This is a genomic window from Bacillus sp. VT 712, from assembly GCF_001614195.1.
Classification (GTDB): Bacteria; Bacillota; Bacilli; order Bacillales; family Bacillaceae_H; genus Priestia; species Priestia flexa.
This window is the reverse complement of the sequence record NZ_LWBK01000045.1, coordinates 1-18,403: the sequence shown is the minus strand read 5'-3', so window position 1 is coordinate 18,403 and position 18,403 is coordinate 1. Positions and strand designations below refer to the sequence as shown.

The 18,403-nt window shown below is 37.0% G+C and carries 17 protein-coding genes and 2 pseudogenes; 5 read left to right on the top strand and 14 right to left on the bottom strand.

The window, feature by feature from the left end; all coding sequences use genetic code 11:
* The first annotated feature begins 159 nt into the window (after nt 1-159).
* Entirely contained in the window at nt 160-534 is a 375-nt protein-coding gene (locus A2U94_RS17190; protein ID WP_025908199.1) for a DUF4183 domain-containing protein, read from the top strand.
* A 54-nt stretch (nt 535-588) separates the two neighbouring features.
* On the opposite strand, the gene A2U94_RS17185 is transcribed toward A2U94_RS17190, so the two are convergent.
* Both A2U94_RS17185 and bcbE read right to left on the bottom strand, forming a co-directional pair.
* Nucleotides 589-954 carry a DUF4183 domain-containing protein gene (locus tag A2U94_RS17185; RefSeq protein ID WP_035320109.1) on the bottom strand — a complete coding sequence of 122 codons (366 nt, stop codon included), beginning with the start codon at nt 952-954 and terminating at the stop codon, nt 589-591.
* A gap of 113 nt (nt 955-1,067) precedes the next feature.
* Nucleotides 1,068-2,297, bottom strand: coding sequence for a bacillibactin exporter BcbE (bcbE, locus tag A2U94_RS17180; RefSeq protein ID WP_025908201.1), 1,230 nt, complete (start codon nt 2,295-2,297; stop codon nt 1,068-1,070).
* A gap of 321 nt (nt 2,298-2,618) precedes the next feature.
* On the opposite strand from bcbE, the gene A2U94_RS17175 reads away from it, so the two are divergent.
* On the top strand, nt 2,619-3,836 hold the full coding sequence (locus tag A2U94_RS17175) for a NupC/NupG family nucleoside CNT transporter (protein WP_025908202.1): 1,218 nt from the start codon (nt 2,619-2,621) through the stop codon (nt 3,834-3,836).
* A 33-nt stretch (nt 3,837-3,869) separates the two neighbouring features.
* Here A2U94_RS17175 and A2U94_RS17170 read toward each other — a convergent pair whose 3' ends face one another.
* The 5 genes from A2U94_RS17170 to A2U94_RS17150 form a co-directional block, all read right to left on the bottom strand.
* A complete protein-coding gene (locus tag A2U94_RS17170; RefSeq protein ID WP_035320105.1) occupies nt 3,870-4,142 on the bottom strand; it encodes a hypothetical protein in 273 nt (90 codons plus the stop codon).
* Nucleotides 4,143-4,344: 202 nt separating this feature from the next.
* Nucleotides 4,345-4,617 carry a DUF2564 family protein gene (locus A2U94_RS17165; protein ID WP_025908203.1) on the bottom strand — a complete coding sequence of 91 codons (273 nt, stop codon included), beginning with the start codon at nt 4,615-4,617 and terminating at the stop codon, nt 4,345-4,347.
* A gap of 55 nt (nt 4,618-4,672) precedes the next feature.
* Nucleotides 4,673-4,855 carry a zinc-finger domain-containing protein gene (locus A2U94_RS17160; protein WP_025908204.1) on the bottom strand — a complete coding sequence of 61 codons (183 nt, stop codon included), beginning with the start codon at nt 4,853-4,855 and terminating at the stop codon, nt 4,673-4,675.
* Between the two features lie 27 nt (nt 4,856-4,882).
* A complete protein-coding gene (locus tag A2U94_RS17155) occupies nt 4,883-5,536 on the bottom strand; it encodes a ribonuclease H family protein (RefSeq protein WP_062687189.1) in 654 nt (217 codons plus the stop codon).
* A 292-nt stretch (nt 5,537-5,828) separates the two neighbouring features.
* The gene (locus tag A2U94_RS17150; protein WP_062954726.1) at nt 5,829-6,953 is read right to left on the bottom strand and encodes an IS4 family transposase; all 1,125 of its coding nucleotides are present in this window, start codon (nt 6,951-6,953) and stop codon (nt 5,829-5,831) included.
* Nucleotides 6,954-7,193: 240 nt separating this feature from the next.
* Here A2U94_RS17150 and A2U94_RS17145 point away from each other — a divergent pair, with 240 nt between their 5' ends.
* Both A2U94_RS17145 and A2U94_RS17140 read left to right on the top strand, forming a co-directional pair.
* The gene (locus A2U94_RS17145; protein ID WP_062954725.1) at nt 7,194-8,399 is read left to right on the top strand and encodes a hypothetical protein; all 1,206 of its coding nucleotides are present in this window, start codon (nt 7,194-7,196) and stop codon (nt 8,397-8,399) included.
* A gap of 49 nt (nt 8,400-8,448) precedes the next feature.
* The gene (locus tag A2U94_RS17140) at nt 8,449-9,156 is read left to right on the top strand and encodes an IS6 family transposase (protein WP_062954724.1); all 708 of its coding nucleotides are present in this window, start codon (nt 8,449-8,451) and stop codon (nt 9,154-9,156) included.
* A gap of 325 nt (nt 9,157-9,481) precedes the next feature.
* On the opposite strand, the gene lpdA is transcribed toward A2U94_RS17140, so the two are convergent.
* The 7 genes and pseudogenes from lpdA to A2U94_RS17105 form a co-directional block, all read right to left on the bottom strand.
* Nucleotides 9,482-10,882 (bottom strand): dihydrolipoyl dehydrogenase, encoded by a 1,401-nt coding sequence (gene lpdA / locus A2U94_RS17135; RefSeq protein WP_025908699.1) that lies wholly within the window; start codon nt 10,880-10,882, stop codon nt 9,482-9,484.
* 254 nt (nt 10,883-11,136) lie between these two features.
* On the bottom strand, nt 11,137-12,387 hold the full coding sequence (locus A2U94_RS17130; RefSeq protein WP_025908698.1) for a dihydrolipoamide acetyltransferase family protein: 1,251 nt from the start codon (nt 12,385-12,387) through the stop codon (nt 11,137-11,139).
* 14 nt (nt 12,388-12,401) lie between these two features.
* Nucleotides 12,402-13,433, bottom strand: coding sequence for an alpha-ketoacid dehydrogenase subunit beta (locus A2U94_RS17125; RefSeq protein WP_025908697.1), 1,032 nt, complete (start codon nt 13,431-13,433; stop codon nt 12,402-12,404).
* A gap of 23 nt (nt 13,434-13,456) precedes the next feature.
* Entirely contained in the window at nt 13,457-14,422 is a 966-nt protein-coding gene (locus tag A2U94_RS17120) for a thiamine pyrophosphate-dependent dehydrogenase E1 component subunit alpha (RefSeq protein ID WP_025908696.1), read from the bottom strand.
* 348 nt (nt 14,423-14,770) lie between these two features.
* A complete protein-coding gene (locus tag A2U94_RS17115; protein ID WP_025908695.1) occupies nt 14,771-16,525 on the bottom strand; it encodes a sigma-54-dependent Fis family transcriptional regulator in 1,755 nt (584 codons plus the stop codon).
* 409 nt (nt 16,526-16,934) lie between these two features.
* Nucleotides 16,935-17,540 carry an ABC-2 transporter permease gene (locus tag A2U94_RS17110; RefSeq protein ID WP_025908694.1) on the bottom strand — a complete coding sequence of 202 codons (606 nt, stop codon included), beginning with the start codon at nt 17,538-17,540 and terminating at the stop codon, nt 16,935-16,937.
* Nucleotides 17,533-18,152 (bottom strand): annotated as a pseudogene (locus tag A2U94_RS17105) (ATP-binding cassette domain-containing protein); the annotation flags it as partial. The gene A2U94_RS17110 and the pseudogene A2U94_RS17105, both read right to left, overlap by 8 nt.
* Nucleotides 18,153-18,290: 138 nt before the next feature.
* Here A2U94_RS17105 and A2U94_RS21310 point away from each other — a divergent pair.
* A pseudogene (locus A2U94_RS21310) lies at nt 18,291-18,403 on the top strand (IS4 family transposase); the annotation flags it as partial.

The window sequence follows — 18,403 nt, the reverse complement described above, 5'->3', positions numbered from 1 at the left end:
CTTATCATATCAACGTTTCTACTGTTAGACAATTATTTATTAACAAGGTAATTAACACCATAAACTATCTAATATTAGGGACTTTTTATCGGAAAATTAATATTGTATAAAAAGCAGATTTAATATAAGAAGAACGCGTAAAAAGCGAGGTGTATAACTATGAAAAAAAACAATAAAAATTCTCATTCAATAAGAGCTAAACAAGTTACTGACTGGACGACACGTTCGATAAAGCTTTCAACCAAGTTCTCTTTGCCACCTTTAAAAATCGCCAAAACAAATATCGGTTATTATTATGCTAGAGCAGATGGACAACAGCGCATCTTTACAAATAAAGACCAATTGCCAGGCTACGGAAACAGCGGCATATTGAGCCCTGATTCGGTTTCCTATACTAATTTATTTGTAAACGGAATGCTTCAACCTCCTGCAATTTACAAAGTGGATGAAGGTATACTTGAGCTTTTGTCGACAGATGTTCCTTCCGAGAATACATTAATTTCACTCCAGTTTATTACAATTTATTTAGCTTAAATTCCATAATAAAAAGAAGCAAAAATGTAGCTTTGCTTCTTTCGTATCGCTTCATTATGTTGTAACGGTTGTTGAGGAAGCCGGTGTAAAGTTAACAACCTCTACAATAACAGGAGTTCCTGTTAAAATTGATCCGCCTATTGGTACATCAACTGCTACTGAGCCTACGCCCGTAGCACCAGGTGTGTAAGTCAATAACCCTTCCATCTGTAATAAACCATTGATGTACACTTGATAATAGCTATTGCTGCTTTCTAGTGCAGGAAGTGTCGTTGCTGCTGAGCCATCATCCAAAAAAAAGTCAGCAGCATCGATTGTTAGCGTGCCTCCTCCATCCGTTTGTGCAGTCGTAACGTAGAATAACTTTGTATTAACGGGGCTTACGGTTGTAACTGTTGTAGCAGAAGCTAAAATTTTCATAATTTGCAATGCCGTCTTCTTTGTCCCTCATTTCACTGATTCATCTTTTCATTCATAGTGTATGACACAGTAATACAAGTTGTGAGGGACAAACATCTATCTCTAAAATAAAATTAAACCTCAGCTTTTTTAACCTTCACGGCTTCATCTGTTGGTTTGATTGCCTTAAGGACAATGATAGCCCCAATTGCACTAACAAATAAAGACATTTGGAAAACAGCCATATCTGACCATTTCATTAACAATGTATACAATGGGGGTCCGGCAGCGACTCCAACAAAGCGCATGGAACTGTATATTGACGTAATTGTACCTCGCTCTTCTTTCTCAATGCCTTCCGTAATTAAAGCATCTAGACTTGGGAGAGCAACACCTATTCCGATACCGCCAATTACAAGCGTTATGATAATCATGACGATCGAGGTATTAAAGAATAAGATGGGAAAAGAGCAAGTTAATAGAAGAAATCCAAAGAATGAACACCATTTCATCACAACTTTATTCTTACCAATTTTCTTTCCAGCAACATAAGAGGCAATGGATAGTGCAAGCAATGGAATGGCCATAACAAAGCCTTTTTTTGTATTGATAATGTCGTATCTCTCTTCTAGAATTGTTGATAAATAAAAGAGCATTCCAAATAAAACAAGCATGATAATAGCACCTAAAATAAAAATAGCTAACAGCCAGCGAATATTCTTATGAAGAGTACCCTTCACATTTTTAATGAAATCTTTAATGTTTTGTTTCTTTGTATCAGATGATCCTGACTTAGGAGTTTTCACCAAAAAGAGAACAAGTAAGATGGACAATAAACAAAGAATAGGAATAAACCAAAATGGTAAAAACCAAATAAAAGAGGCTAAGAATGAACCTAAAATGGGGCTTAATACTTTACCAAACGTGTTAGCCGTTTCAATTAACCCTAACCCTTTCGTTACTTCCTGTTCGTCCTCAAACATATCCCCTACACAAGGAATCACTACTGGCATGGCACCGGCTGAACCAATCCCCTGAACGGCTCGCCCAATTAGAATAATCCAAAACGGGCTATCCATTTGCCATGAAGCCCACCCCGTAATTGCTCCACCTATCCCTGCTAAAATTAGACTGGGAATGATGACTTTTTTTCGTCCAAAGCGATCTGATAAATAGCCAGCAATTGGAATCAAAAAAATAGCAAATATTGAGTACACGGTAATAATCATTGAGACCTGCATAGAACTGATTTTCAACTGCTTTTCAATGACTGGCAAAACAGGTATGAGCATGGAGTTCCCCAGTGTCATAATAAGCGGAACCGATGCAAGCGCAAGCAAGTCCATTTTTTTTCTACTTTCCATAGCAGCCTCCAGGTAGCGTGATGCTAAACAATTTTAAGCATTTGCCAAACAATGCATATCTATATTTTTTTGCTATTTTATCATTTCCTATTCATGCATAAATCACAATCCTATGATTTAACCATCCCTTGTGTATCAAACCTTTTTAAAAGATTAATCACTCATTTTTTATTCATAAATTATCAAAGTTCGGACAAGATAAAAGAGGAAAAACTCAAAAACCTCTTTCATTTTTCGATAAAAACTATTATATTTAAGTTGTCGTAAGACGTTAGAAGTCTGACGACAACGTGCTAAAAACATAAAGAAAAGGTGGAGAATATGAATTTCCTTTGGGGTCTATTAGGTATTGCATTTATCTTTTTGGTAGCGTTTTTATTATCCAGTAATAAAAACGCAATCAAACCTCGTACGATATTAGTCGGCTTAGCCATTCAAGTTCTATTTGGATTTATCGTCTTAAAATGGAACGTTGGCCGAGCAGCTTTAGAAAAAGTAACAACTGCTGTCCAAAACGTTGTAAACTATGCAAATGAAGGGATTTCCTTCTTGTTTGGTACACTGTCGGATGCAAGTCAGCCTACTGGGTTTATCTTTGCATTTAATGTATTAACGTTAATTATCTTCTTCTCTTCTTTAATTGCGGTTCTATATCATCTAGGAATCATGCAGATTATTATTAAGTTCCTTGGTGGCGGATTAGCCAAACTACTAGGAACAAGCCAAACGGAATCTTTATCTGCCGCAGCGAATATTTTCGTTGGTCAAACGGAAGCACCGTTAGTTATTCGACCATACTTGCCAAAAATGACAAGATCAGAGCTTTTTGCCGTTATGACGGGTGGTCTAGCATCAGTTGCTGGTTCAGTATTATTTGGATATGCAGCTTTAGGTGTACCAATCGAATATTTATTAGCAGCAAGCTTTATGGCTGCTCCAGCCGGATTAATTATGGCCAAAATGATCATTCCAGAAACAGAAAAGACGTCAACAGCTGAAGGCATTGCAATGGAAAAAGATAAAGATACGGTTAATGTGATTGATGCAGCTGCTCGCGGAGCATCTGACGGGTTAAAGCTTGCATTAAACGTAGGAGCAATGCTACTTGCATTCATCGCACTGATTGCATTGTTAAATGGACTTTTGTCTGGAATTGGAAGCCTTTTCAACCTTGAAAACTTTACGCTTGACACCATTTTAGGGTTTGTGTTTGCACCGATTGCGTTTGTTATTGGTGTCCCTTGGAGTGAGGCCGTACAAGCTGCTGGTTTCATCGGACAAAAGTTTGTGTTGAATGAATTTGTAGCGTACTCTTCTTTTGCTCCACAGATTGATCAGCTTTCTGATAAAACGGTCGCTGTTGTCAGCTTTGCACTATGTGGGTTTGCTAACCTATCTTCACTTGCTATTTTATTAGGTGGTTTAGGAAACATGGCTCCAAGCCGTCGCCCAGAAATCGCACGTTTAGGATTCCGTGCTATTCTTGCTGGTACATTAGCTAACTTATTAAGCGCAGCAATCGCAGGTATGTTTATTTAATAGCAAAAGGTGAGACGAATTCGTCTCACCTTTTTAAATCACATCATCATGATACATAAATTGTTTATCAATAATATGTTCAATGTAAATTGTCGTTAACTCACTCTTCTTAACATGAGCGACAATCAAACCTAGCGGATCTCCAATTGTAAAGCTCGTACCATTATGAAATGTAAGCAGTTTTTCATCCAAATGAAGAACGCGCTTATAGATTTTTTCTCTTTCAATATCAGTCCTTTTTTTGGATGCTTCTGTCGTTGAAAACAAAACGATAATTTCATTTCCTTTCACTTGTGTACGGTACACAGCTCTCACTCCTTATCGACAATTAACCTGATAATAAACAGAATTTTTCGATATCTGTTTTCATTATACCTCTAAAACAAAGATTAGTAAATACATCCATAATATTACAGATATTTAAATCATTATGTATATCAGTGAAAAAAGCACTCTTTTTATCGCGGTCACTTTACGATGAAAAGAGTGCTCTTCCTCTGTTACAACCTTATTGCTTTGCCTCAGTTAACTGCTGCTCACAAGCTTTTAAATCCGCCATGCACTTTTGAAGAAACTCTTCGTCTACGCCCGTTGCGTTTGCCTGTGCCGCTTCTAATTCTGTGCGCGCGTTTGCTAGAGCTTCTGTTGCTTCACTAAGCTGCTGTGGACTCATGCTCATCGTTGCAGTTCCAATCATTTTTTGCGCCGATTGAATAGAGACTTGAGCTTGTTGCAAATCATTATAACCTGTTGTTACGTCTTGCTTTGAAAAGTTATCCATTCGGAAAACACCTCCTGTAGATAGGATAAAGCAAGACGAAAAAAATTATACAGAACTACTTTTTAGTTAATAGCTCTCCGTAATTTTTAATTTTCTCCCCTACCGTACACTCATTAATACAAAACGATTGGGCATACGTTTTTCCGCGCTCTTTATTAAACGTTTTTTTGACAAAGCAGTCATTGCAATAGTAATCTAAAAGCTCTGTTACCTCTTCTAATACTTGCTTTCTTTCCATGCTGCATCTCTCCATTTCAATTAGTACCTATATTCGTTTTCGGCTAGCTATCGTAATTCCTTGTAAGGCTTGTGTTGCAAGCTGATCTGCTTCTTCATTATCTTTGCGTGAAATCGGTTCATAAATTGGTTTAATTCCTAATTCTTGTAGCTTATCTTCAATGCGATCTAAATATTTATTAAAGGTTTCTTCAAAGCAAGGCCATTCACCTGCTAGCTGATTTAATACAACTTGCGAATCTCCTTTAAACGTCACTTGGATGTGATGAACTCCCATTTCTTCTAGCTGCTGTACCGCAAAATAAAAAGCCGCGTATTCCGATTCATTATTCGATTCAATCTGTTCAAGCTGCGTGTTAACTCGAATCCGCTGAGGAAATCCATTTTGTGTAAAGTAAATAACAGCACCGAGACCTGCGACCTGCATGTCGTGGTGAAAGCCCCCATCAAAATATACCGTGATGTCATGAGGTTCCGTTTGAATTTCTTCAAATAACTTTTTGGCTTCTTTTACAGTCCAACGTTGTCCATCTTCACTAATCAAATAAATTTCCTTTGCGCGTCCAGTTCGTTCCAAATCCCCTATAATGATAAACGCTTCGTTTGCATCTGTGAAATCAGAGTAAAACGTCAGTTGCTTTTGTTTGGATGATTCATAGTGCCATTCAATTTGAAATTTCATCTTTCCAGTTCCTTTCATCGGCAATTTTTAAATACCGCACGTAAACTTTTCTACTTTTTTGTATTTTATCACTCATCCTGTCTTTTCATGACAATTATTATCGTGATTTTACTGTAGTTAGCACTAAATTTTTTTATGGTACAATAGCACTAGCGTCGCATAAATTTCAACTGAATTTTCTGTTTTCTTATTTTTCCTTTTATAAAGAAAAACGAATACTCTTGAACAGAGGTAGTAAACATCCATTTTTTTACTATAACTGTTGACGAGTGTGACAGAGGCGGGAAACCCTTTATGGGACCGCTTTTCCTGCGATTTTTCGTAGCCATAAGTGAGCGGATTTCCATGGAGCTGCCTTCAGTAAACGACTAATTTGTAAGTACGTTCTCGAACTATTCGTGTTCAGTTGTGCCAGTACATGCAGGCAATAGACAATCATTGCGATATACACCTGATTATGCACGCCTTGTTCGCTTTGTGCGTAGAACTTTTTAATAGTCAAGTGCTGCTTCAGCCATTTAAAAAATAGCTCGATTGCCCAGCGCGACTTATATAACTCAGCGATTTCGTCAGCGCTTAAATCAAATCGATTCGTGATCAGATGCAGTTCGTTTCCTTTTGAATCGAGCACTTTGATGAGGCGAAAAGCGTTTTCTGCACGGTTTTGCGGTGTACCAATCAAAACCATTTCATCTGAAAACACAAGCGAGTCTTCAGGCAGTTTAAATGGCTCGATTACACGAATGACAGCGTTTTTTCGTAAGCGTGACACAAAGAAATACCCATCGTCTGTCATGCGGTCAAATCGTTCATAATCCAAGTAACCCCGGTCAAAGACGTACATGCATTCTTTGTCGTCAACGAGTACTTCCAGCTGACCTCGATCATGTTCTTTCGCGTTTGTCAGCACCGCTTTATCTGGATAGGAACAGCCTTTTTCTGCGTAAACAAGACGTAAATGAAGCTTGATGCCCGACTTTGTTTTACGGAATTCAGCCCACTTATGGTTTTTCAAGTTCAATGGCAACGTACTCGAGTCGATAATTTTCAGTGGTGTTGTCGTTTCTCGGCGCTGCTCATAATGTGATTTCTCGTGAATTTGGGCAACTAAATCCAAAAATACCTGTTGGAACACTTCAGTCGGCACTTGATTTAATCGGCGTCCGAGCTGCGAAAAGCTAATTGATTCTAGTTCGGTTGCTTTTTGTAGGTCATCCGAGAATAACGTCTCACTAACCGCACGTAGACTTTCGGTTTCGTTGAGTTGTGCGAATACGAGTAATTTCAAGAATGAAGCAATGTACAGCTTCTTTGTATAGTAATTTAATTGATAGGCTTCCACAAGTTCCTCTAGTTTTGTGGAGGAAATCGGTGAAAGCCATTGTTCAAATGATGTTTTTCGTGTAAACTTATCCATGTGTATGTCCTTTATTTTGGATTTGGATGGTTTACTACCACCCAACCATTATAAAGGATTTTTTTGTGCATGAATAATATTGCAGAAAATTCAGATTTATAAAGGGCTTTGAATTATTTTAATGCGACGCTAGTGAAATTTAGCTTTTAATAAATTTTTGTACCTGCTGTGAGCCTTAAATTACTTAAGATACTCGTCAGTAATAGTATAATTAACTTACATATTATTGGAGGGATTTAAGTGAAAAAGGCCGACTTTAACTACGATTTTAATTTCAGTGGAATAGAAAGTGTAACGGACAATTCTATATTTAGCCAAATGGAAAATATACAAAAGATTGCTTCAACCATTAAACATAATTTTGAAATAACAGTACCTAAAACAGAACCATCAAATCTCGGTCTTAATAACCCACCAAAAATACAACCGAATATTACAACCTCAGCATTAAAAATGGTAAGAAATATAAGGATAGGTTTGCAATCAAACATTATGCCTTCGGTTTTAGAAACGGTAAGAAACACAAGAATAGGTTTGCAATCAAGCATTATGCCTTCGGTTTTAGAAACGGTAAGAAACACAAGGATAGGTTTGCAATCGAACATTATGCCTTCGGTTTTAGAAACGGTAAGAAACACAAGGATAGGTTTGCAATCGAACATTATGCCTTCGGTTTTAGAAATGGTAAGAAATGCAAGAATAGGTTTGCAATCAAGCATTATGCCTTCGGTTTTAGAAACGGTAAGAAACACAAGGATAGGTTTGCAATCGAACATTATGCCTTCGGTTTTAGAAATGGTAAGAAATGCAAGGGTGGACATACAATCGTACATCACACCAGATATAATAAATATGCTATCTACTCTATCTGAATTGGATATTAATGAACTACAATTATATTGGGAAGATGAAGAGGTTCAGGAAATAATTGATGGAGAGCTCTTTGCTGCTGATCAAGAAAATGACCAATTATCAATTATACAACAGTTAAATAATTGGGCTATAAAAGTAGTCGATTATCCCAGTTCCTTAAAGGAAAGGTCACCTTTTATATTTCTTGTCCTCACAATTATTATGACTTTAAGTAGCCTTATAGTTATTCCTGCGGTTCAGGATATAATAAAAGAAAAAATATGGCACCTCTCTGATTACCTTGAAGAAAAAAAAGAAGAGCCAATAAGAAAGCAAACTAAAACATTTAAGACCCGTGTGATAAAAGATGATGAAGTAGCGTCAGAAATTAGCTATTCCGATGCTGTGCGCTCAATGGGATATGTTCGTATCACCAACCGTAAAACAGACGTTTTTCGATCAGGTCAGAGAAAATCAGGAAAAATCGATACTATTCAATCTAATAAACCAGTTATTATGTTACATAAAAAAAAGAATTGGTCCTTAGTAAGGTTCTGGTGCAAAAACTTCAGGGAAATTGCAAGTAATCTCTAAATTTTGGACATACTGATACTATTACTCTAAAAAAAGGGGCATGATCAGTATGGAAAACCAAAATGTATTCAAATGGAAACATTATCAGCCTGACATTATTTTGTTAACAGTGAGATGGTACCTACGGTACAACTTAAGTTTTCGTGATTTGGTGGAAATGATGGAGGAGCGTGGCTTATCCATGTCTCATACAACGATTATGCGTTGGGTTCATCAATATGGACCGGAATTAGATGAAAGAGTACGACGTCATCTTAAGCCAACAAATGATTCCTGGAGAGTCGATGAAACGTATATTAAAGTAAAAGGTCAATGGATGTACTTATATCGTGCAGTTGATTCAGAAGGGAATACCATTGATTTTTATCTAAGTGAATTAAGAGATAAACAAGCAGCCAAGCGCTTTTTCAAGAAAGCCTTGGCTACTTCTCATGTTTGTAAACCTCGCGTCATAACAGTGGATAAAAACCCAGCTTATCCTGTAGCAATTCAAGAGTTAAAAGAAGAGAAACGTATGCCTGAAGGCATACAAATGAGACAAGTGAAATATCTCAATAATATCGTAGAACAGGATCATCGTTTTATAAAAAAGCGAGTTAGTTCGATGTTAGGATTGAAATCATTTCGTACAGCTACTTACATACTGAGTGGCATAGAAGCCATGCATATGATGAAAAAGAAGCAGGTTCATCAGGGGGTGAAGTCTGCCCAAAATCAAAAAGAATTCATCCATAAGTTGTTTGGATTAGCTTCATAAGTTAGCAATTTAAAGGAAACTCACACTCTATGTTTCTAACGAGTGATTTTTGCACCAGAACCGCCTTTTGTTACTTTCCTATATATACTATTCCTATATAAGAATGGAAATAAACTTACTTTCAGCTTAACGGATGACAAGGTTTCTTGCAAAAATTCTGCTTTCCGCAGCTAGAAATGAAAGGAGAACAATCGTATTAAAAATACTTCTTTATCCTTTTTACAATCCGTAAATAATACCTGGGCAGACACTATTCTGCACAGGTTAAATAGATACTTGCAAATTATCATTATCTACACCAATCGTACAGGTCAGCCAATTGTCATTACATATGAAGAGATAGGCCATCTACTGCCAAAGCAGCTTCTCCTAATACTTCTGATAAAGTTGGATGGGCATGAACGGTATGGGCAATTTCCCAAGGCGTTGCTTCGAGCATTTGACCTAATGCAGCCTCGCCAATTAAATCAGTAGCATGTGGACCAATAATCGTTATCCCAAGAATATCATCTGTATTCTTATCGGCAATTATCTTTGTGAACCCTTCTTTTTCTCCATGAACAAGTGCTTTTCCAATTGCTTGGAACGGAAAATATCCAACTTTGACTTCATATCCTCTTGCTTTAGCTGCTGCTTCGGATATCCCTACACTTGCAATTTCAGGTGCGGTATAAATACATCGAGGTATTTGTTCATATGAAATCAAATATGTTTCTTCCCCAACAATTGTATCTACTGCAAGAATACCCTCATGCATGGCAACATGGGCTAATTGAAGTGTTGGGATACAATCTCCAATCGCAAATATTTTATGATCATGTGTACGACAATTTTTATCTACAACGATTGCGCCTTTTTCCAGTTTAACTGCAGTATTTTCTAAACCAATTCCCTCCACTACAGGACTTCTTCCAACGGAGACAAGCAGTTTTTCTGCAGAAAAGATATCTGTTTTTCCATTTACTTCGGCACTGATTTGCACCCCTTTTTCTGTTAATCGACAGCTTTTTGCATCAACTAAAGCATTGGTTACAATCTGTACTTTTTTCTTCGTATAAATTTTTTGTAATTCTTGTGAAATGTCCTCTTCTTCTGTCGGGACAATTCGCGGGCTATATTCTAAAACGGTAACTTTTACACCGAAATCATTTAGTAAAGAGGCCCATTCCATGCCAATGACCCCTCCACCAACGATGATGATACTCTTCGGTAATTCTTTTAGTGACAGCGCCCCGTCTGATGAAAGAATTTGCTTCTCATCAAAGGGTAAGCCTGGCAGGGATCTTGGCTTTGAACCTGTTGCGATAATAGTATTTTTTGCTTCAATACTTGTTTCTTTTCCTGCTCGATCAGTGATCTTCAAAATAGAATTAGAGTGGAAAAAACCGGTCCCTTCATAGACATCAATTTTTCCTTTTTGCATCAATCCTTTTATCCCAGCTTCTAATTGGCGCACAATCATTTCTTTTCTTTTTTGTGCTTTTGGAAAATTCACCGCTATATTTCCACTTACGTCTACCCCGAAGCTTCCAGCATTTTTAAATGTAGAAAATACTTCTGCTGTACGCAATAATGCTTTACTTGGAATACATCCACGGTGAAGACAAGTTCCACCAAGCTTATCCTTTTCTATTACTGCAACTGTCTTTCCTTTTTGCGAGGCACGTATTGCTGCTACATATCCTCCCGTACCCCCACCTAGGATAACGACATCATATTTCTTCATTCTTGATTCCCTTCCTTCTACGGAGAGCTCACAGAAAAATGATGAGCTAATCCCAACGATAAGTATTCATGTTTCGTACCTAAAGCTACCATATTGAATTGGACTTTTAAGATAGCAGCACGATTACAGAGAAAAGTCGTACTGCCCCGCTTCTTAAATTTCTCAAACATTCAATAAATGGTGCTATCTAACATGGAATAGAGCTGCATTCATTTTTCATTTGCACGCCTATCTACTTTTTACACTCTTTTTATCTATAACACTAGTAAATATGGATGCTCTAGATAATAAACAACACGATTCAAGAAATCTCCTGCTGGTGCTCCATCAAGCACTTGGTGATCAAAGGTTAAGCTTAAAGGCAATTTTTTCACTGTTTTTACGGTTTCATTTTCTAGTGTTAATTCCTCAATAAATGTTCCTACACCAAGAATACCTGTTTCAGGGGTATTTAGGACTGGGGTAAAATATTCAATTCCCTGTTGGCCTAAATTAGAAATAGTAAAAGTTGATCCCGTTAATTCATATCCTGGTAATTGTCCATTTCTTGCTTTTTCCGTTACAGACGATATAGCTTTTGCTAATTCCCCAAGCGGAAGCCGCTCTGCATTTTTAACTACTGGAACGACTAAACCGGCATCTAAAGATGTTGCAATTCCTAAATGCACCTCATCAAATAAATATAATTGACCATCAATTAAATGAGTATTCATAAATGACTTATCACGCAAGCTTAATGTAACAGCTCTGGCAATAAGCACCGTTAAAGTTAATCGGACATCTAGTTCGCTTTCCGTTACTTGTTTCTTAATATCCTTTTGAAAATCTAGCAGGGCATTAATTTCTGCTTTTCGATGTAATGTTAATTGAGCAGTTGTAGACAAGCTTTGCTGCATTCGTTTTGCAATTGTTTGACGCATAACAGATAACTTTTCGCTTTTTACGCCTGTTGTTTGTACATCTGGTTGTACAATAGTTTTAGTTTCTTGCTCCACTTTTGGTTTTGTTGGTACTTTTTCTTCTCCACGCTTGTCAGCAAATGCTTGAATATCTCTTCGCGTGATTCGATTATTTGGTCCTGTTCCTTTAACATTTTGTGTATCCACTCGCAGTTGTTGGGCAAGTTTTCTTGCAGCAGGAGATATCCGAATTCGCTTATTTGTATCTTCCCCTTTTACTTCCGCCTCTTGTCGCGCCGGCGCATTCTCCTCTAATGCTGCATCTTTTCCTTCCCTAACATCTTGACTACTTTCACTTTCCGCTTCCTTTTCATTACCTATTATTCCAATTGGCTTTCCAACTTCTACTTCATTATCGACTTCTTCAATGATTGTAAGAAGTACTCCATCTGTTGGCGCCTCTACTTCACTTGTTAGTTTTTCTGAGCTAATAACAGCCACACCTTCTCCTTCCGAGACGGATTCTCCAGGCTGTTTTAACCACTCCACAATGGTTCCTTCTTTCATGGTCATTCCTAATTTCGGCATCACAATAGCAGTTGACATATTTTCACCTCCACTTATCGAGCTAAAGTTAATTCATTAATTAATTCATATGCCGTATTGATAACTTTTTCTGCGTTTGGTATATATAATTGCTCTAAATTAGTTGCAAATGGAACTGGAGTATGTGGGGCCGTTATTGTTTTAATTGGAGCATCTAAATAATCAAACCCTTTATTAGCGACAAGTGCTGCGATATCGGCTGCTACACTACAGCGTGGATTTGCTTCATCTACAATAATTAGCCTTCCTGTTTTTTCGACAGACTCCAAAATTGGTTCTTCTTCAAGTGGAGATAATGAACGAGGATCGATTACTTCCACTTCCACTCCTTTACTTGCTAAAATATCTGCTGCTTCCATCGCAACATGGACCATTTTTCCAATTGCCACAATGGTAAGATCACTACCTGCTCTCTTCACTTCTGCTTTTCCAAGCGGAATGGTATAGTATCCCTCCGGCACTTCCCCTTTCATGCTATACAGGGTTTTATCTTCAAAGAATACAACTAAATCATCGTCTTCAATTGCTGAAAGTAATAAACCTTTTGCATCATATGGATTAGATGGCACAACTACCTTCAAACCTGGAATAGCGGTAAACATACCATATAAAGTCTGGGAATGCTGTGCGGCCGCACTTGCACCGGCGCCATGGTTTGTACGAATAGTTAAAGGCACTCTTGCTTTTCCACCAAACATATAACGCATTTTCGCTCCCTGATTAAGCACTTCATCTAAACAGCTTCCAATAAAGTCGTTAAACATTAATTCTGAAATCGGACGTAAACCAGTAACTGCTGCCGCTACAGCTGCTCCCATATATCCCGCTTCTGCAATCGGCATATCGATAACTCGTTTACGGCCATATTTATTTGCTAATCCCTTGGTAACACCAAAAACACCGCCCCATGCTTCTTCGTCTTGTAAGTGGTCAACGGTTGCACCACCTGCAACATCTTCTCCTATTAAGATAACTTTATTATCTCTCTCCATGGCAATATCCATTGCTTCATTGATAGCTTGTGAAAATGTAATCTTTCTTCCCATTCTTCCTTCACCTCATTCTTTTATTATTTGTAGTTGACATACACATCATCTAGTAACATGGATGGGTCAGGCTGTTTACTATTTTTTGCAAATTCTACTGCATTGTCCACTGCCTTTTCCACTTCGTTCTCAATTTGTTCCACTTCTGTTTCCGTTAACAAGTCATTGGCAAAAGCATATGCTTTAAAGATTTCAATACAATCTTCATCTACTGGCCACTTCTCACGATCTGTTTCTGATTTATATTTTTGTGCATCTCCTTCAAAGTGACCATAATTTCGATACGTAACCGCTTCAATAAGAGTTGGACCTTCTCCATTTCTGGCTCGTTCCACTGCATCTTTAGCAGCATTATAAACAGCTACTAAGTCTTTTCCATCTACTCTCACTCCTGGAATACTATAGCCTGGTGCACGATCAATAATTTGTTTACAGGAAGTAGAATAATGATATGGAGTGGCTTCCCCGAAACCGTTATTTTCTACTACAAAAACAACAGGCAGCTTTAAGATTGAAGCGATGTTAATTGCTTCATGAAATGTTCCATGATTATTGGAACCATCTCCAGAAAAGCAGACAGTTACGTTGTCTGTTCCCTCTACATAAGCTGTTAAAGCCGCACCAGCTGCAAGCGGAAATCCTCCACCGACAATGCCATTAGCCCCTAACATGCCAACGTCAAGGTCAGCAATATGCATAGAACCTCCTTTGCCTTTGCATATCCCTGTTTCTTTTCCAAAAATCTCTGCCATCATACTATTTAAGTCACAGCCTTTAGCCAGACAATGACCATGACCTCTATGTGTACTCGTTATATAATCTTTATTCGTTAAATGTGCACATACACCTACAGCAATCGCTTCTTCTCCTGCATATAAGTGAACAAAACCTGGGATTGCCCCAGTTGAAAAGATCTTATGAACTTGATCTTCAAACTTCCTAATTTCATTCATTTTCGTATAGGCCCAATAAGCAGTTTCTTTCTTCATTTTCTTTCCTCCATTCTATATTCCAGTATTAACACACTTCGATGATACAACATATTTTCTATTTTCGAAAGCGCTTAAAATGCTGATAAATCAACATTTCTAACCTTTGTTATCGATTGAAACGAGACAGATTTTCTCATTATTTCTCACTTTTCTCACCATCATTTTATTAAAAAATACGCATACTTTCTTAAGCAATAATTTCTTTGAAGAAAACTATTTATTATTAAACGAAAAAAAGATTGGAGAATGTGCAAGACCACCATTTCGGTTGTCTTATTTATTCTCCAATCATATAAATTTGTCTCATTTTTGTCTCACTATCTTCCAAACTGAGAATGTGAACATTTATAAAAAATTTTTTATTTGATATTTTTTTATTTTTCTATAAAGAGTCGCACGAGACATATTTAGTTCTTTTGTTGCTTCTGACACATTTCCATGGTGTTTTTTTAATGCGTTTGTAATTGCCTGAATTTCAAATTTAGTCTTCGGATCCTTTCTATGGTATGATTTTTGCATATGTTTTTCTGCGATCCTTACTTGCTCATACAACTGTTCTTCAGTTGGCGCATCCTCTTTATATAAAATTCTGCATCGATCTAGAGTATTATATAATTCTCGCACATTTCCATACCATTGTCCCTTTGAAAATAGTAATTTCCAATTTATTCTCCACTCTGGATGCCAATTGTTCTTGTCACAATAGTAATCAATCAGAGCAATTATATCTTCGTTTCGTTCACGCAAAGGACTAAGATAAATGGGATAGGCATAAATATAATAGAATAAATCTTGATCTATTATCCCTTGCTCCACTAGATCACGGATATCTTTCGTGGAAGATGTGATAAAACGATAGGATTTGTGATGTTGTCTTTCCTTTTCCTGTAAGATGGTTAAAAGCATTTGCTGGGAGGGAATCGAAAGTTCTCCAATCTCTTCCAAAAAAATCGTTGCTTCCTCGACCACTTGATGCCTTTTCTTAGTCAAACGCTGCAGATTTGTAGAAAGAAACCTTTGAAGAATATCCTTAGTAAGCATCGAACAGTGTAATTTATAAAAAGGGGCCGTTGATATTGGGCTATTTTCATGAATACAACTAGCAAGAAACTTTTTGCCAACACCAGTTTCTCCTACTAAATGTACCGTAGTATCCGTGGGTGCGACATTTTTAATAGATTCCAGGACTTGTTTGTAACTTTTGCTTAAACCTCTACTTCCATTCCAAACAAAGCCTGTTTCCGCACGGAGAGGTATTCGATATCCAATGAGTCGATGGTGGTGCATAATCGGAATATGTACGGCAGATACTGCACCAGTCTCTTGCGCGAATCGACTTAATGAACTGCCAATCCAATTTTGATATTTTTGCTGAAGATTTTTTGGAAGGGCACAAATGTATTTATCAATGGTACAAACAATGTATTGTCCACTGCTTTGGAAAGTTGTTCGCAGCAAAAACTCCATATCCTCGTGCATCTTTTTTTTCCAATCTAGTGAAATGGAATCAGCAATAAGCTTAACACATGCTAACACATATGGCTGGTTAATAGATTGATAGAGACTAGATACATTCAAAACTCCTATCATTTCTTTATGCTGGTTAAAAATTGGCGCGGCAGAACAATTCCATTGTTGAGATGCTTTCGAAAAATGTTCATACCCTCTAACCATCATGGGTTTTTTATATCTTGCCGCGAGACCAATTGCATTAGTTCCCACTTCTATTTCTCCCCATTTTGCTCCTTCTTTAAATCGGATCGTTTCTGCTGCAATGCTAATAGAATTTTCCCCTTCTTTATATAATATGTACCCATCTTTATCTGTTAAAATAATGACAAAACGCCAGCCTCGTAAAATTTTTTGTAAACGCTTAACATTTTGCTTAGCTAAAGTAATTAATAATTCATTTTCTGCCAATCTTTCTTCGAATTCCTCTGGGGTCAAGATACAATCAGTTATGCCATCATGTGGGTTTAAGCCTTTTTGCCGGCAAAGATGCCAAGATTCTTCAATCTCTGGAATTAAATTTGCTGGTTCTAAAGATCCTTCTTGAATAAATCGTGTCCACACTTCCTTTGTATCTACTTTACCAGTCATTAGTATCCCCCTTATTCTCGTTATTACATCGAATCTTTATTTGTATTATAACAGGAGTACTTTTTTAGTAAAAGGTTTCCGTTCTTACTCTTTGTAACTTATTTACATTAAAAAAAGGATTTGTTACCAAAAAATATTCTTATTTTAAGAATGATCTTTGGGCCAATTGTTATTAAAACGTAATTTTCTTTCAAGCTTCTAATCCACAAGTTTTGGAACCTTGCAGAACATCAGCTTGTATGTATAGAGCAATCTATATTGAAAAAAAGAGAGAAATTTCCCATCAATGGAGACTTTCGTTTCCCCCACTGATGGATAACTTCTCTTTCACTTACTGGTGGCTTCTCCAGTTTTTCAGTCTGTTATAGTGATGTACCTACATCTTTTGTTGGCAGTGAAGAATTTTATATTAAAACACTTTTCGCTGGTAAATCACTGTCGCAACTCCCCATGAGGCTAAATAGACAACAAGAATAAAAATGGTCGCTCCTGTATATAAAGTTGGAAGGGATAAATTGATAATAAAATCTGTTATACTGGTTAAATGTTCCGCTAGAAAGGTAACGACTCTAGGCCCTATGGCTGATAAAACAAGAAAACTGATAATAACAACTGTTGTAATATAGCCAGGCTTAAGCATATAGAACAATGGAAAGGTGAAAGCAGCAAACAGCAAGAAAAAACCACTCCCAACGGCAATATCTGTAAGTGTAAATGGTTTATTAAAAAGAAACAAGGCTGCACTTGTCAGTAGAATAGACGCTAACATATACACAACTGCTCCAATATAGCGTGATGCAATGATTTCCTTTCGTGTATAAGGTAAGGAATTTAATAATATATTTGTCTCTGCTTTTTCATCATATGCATATGCATTAAACGGGATAAAAATACTAGCGACGAGAAAAATGAAAACAGAGTCTATATTCATCACAATAAAAAATACGATAAAAGGGATAAATACTAAGAGTTGCCTTTTCTGAAGGATTGCATCACGTCTTATTAAATTAAACATATTGCATTCCTCCTTTTGTGTAGTACATAATATCTTCTAATGTCGCATGTTCGATCACAACACTATCACCAAATACCTGATCCACTTCTTTTCGATTATCTGTTAATGCCACAAACCCCGTCGGACCACGATTTAGATGAACAAAGCTTTTTTCTGTGTCTCTATCCAGTAAATCTAGTCCTCCCTTAACAACTGCATAGTTCTCTGCGATATCTAGTATTGATTGATTAAAAATCAATTCTCCTCTTTGTATGAAGGCAATATAATCGGCAATACGATCTAAATCAGTTGTAATATGAGTGGAGAAAAACAAAGTTCGATTACCATCGACCATTAACTCTTGTAACAGATTCAACAGTTCTCTCCTAAAGATAGGATCCAAGCCTGCTGTAGGTTCGTCCATAATGATTAATTCGGCATGATGGGATAAAGCTATTGCTAAAGATGCTTTCATCTGCATTCCTTTTGAAAAAGTCTTAATAGCCTTTTTTGTGGTAACTCAAATTTTTCTACATAATGATAAAATAATTTATCATCCCATTGTTTGTATGCAGGTCCCACAATGCGTTTTATATCGATTAAGTTCAGCCCTTCAAAAAATACATTACCATCATCACTAGCGTCGCATTAAAATAATTCAAAGCCCTTTATAAATCTGAATTTTCTGCAATATTATTCATGCACAAAAAAATCCTTTATAATGGTTGGGTGGTAATAAACCATCCAAATCCAAAATAAAGGACAATAAGCATGGATAAGTTTACACGAAAAACATCATTTGAACAATGGTTTTCACCGATTTTCTCCACAAAACTCGAGGAATTGGTTGAAAGCTATCAATTAAATTCCTATACAAAGAAGCT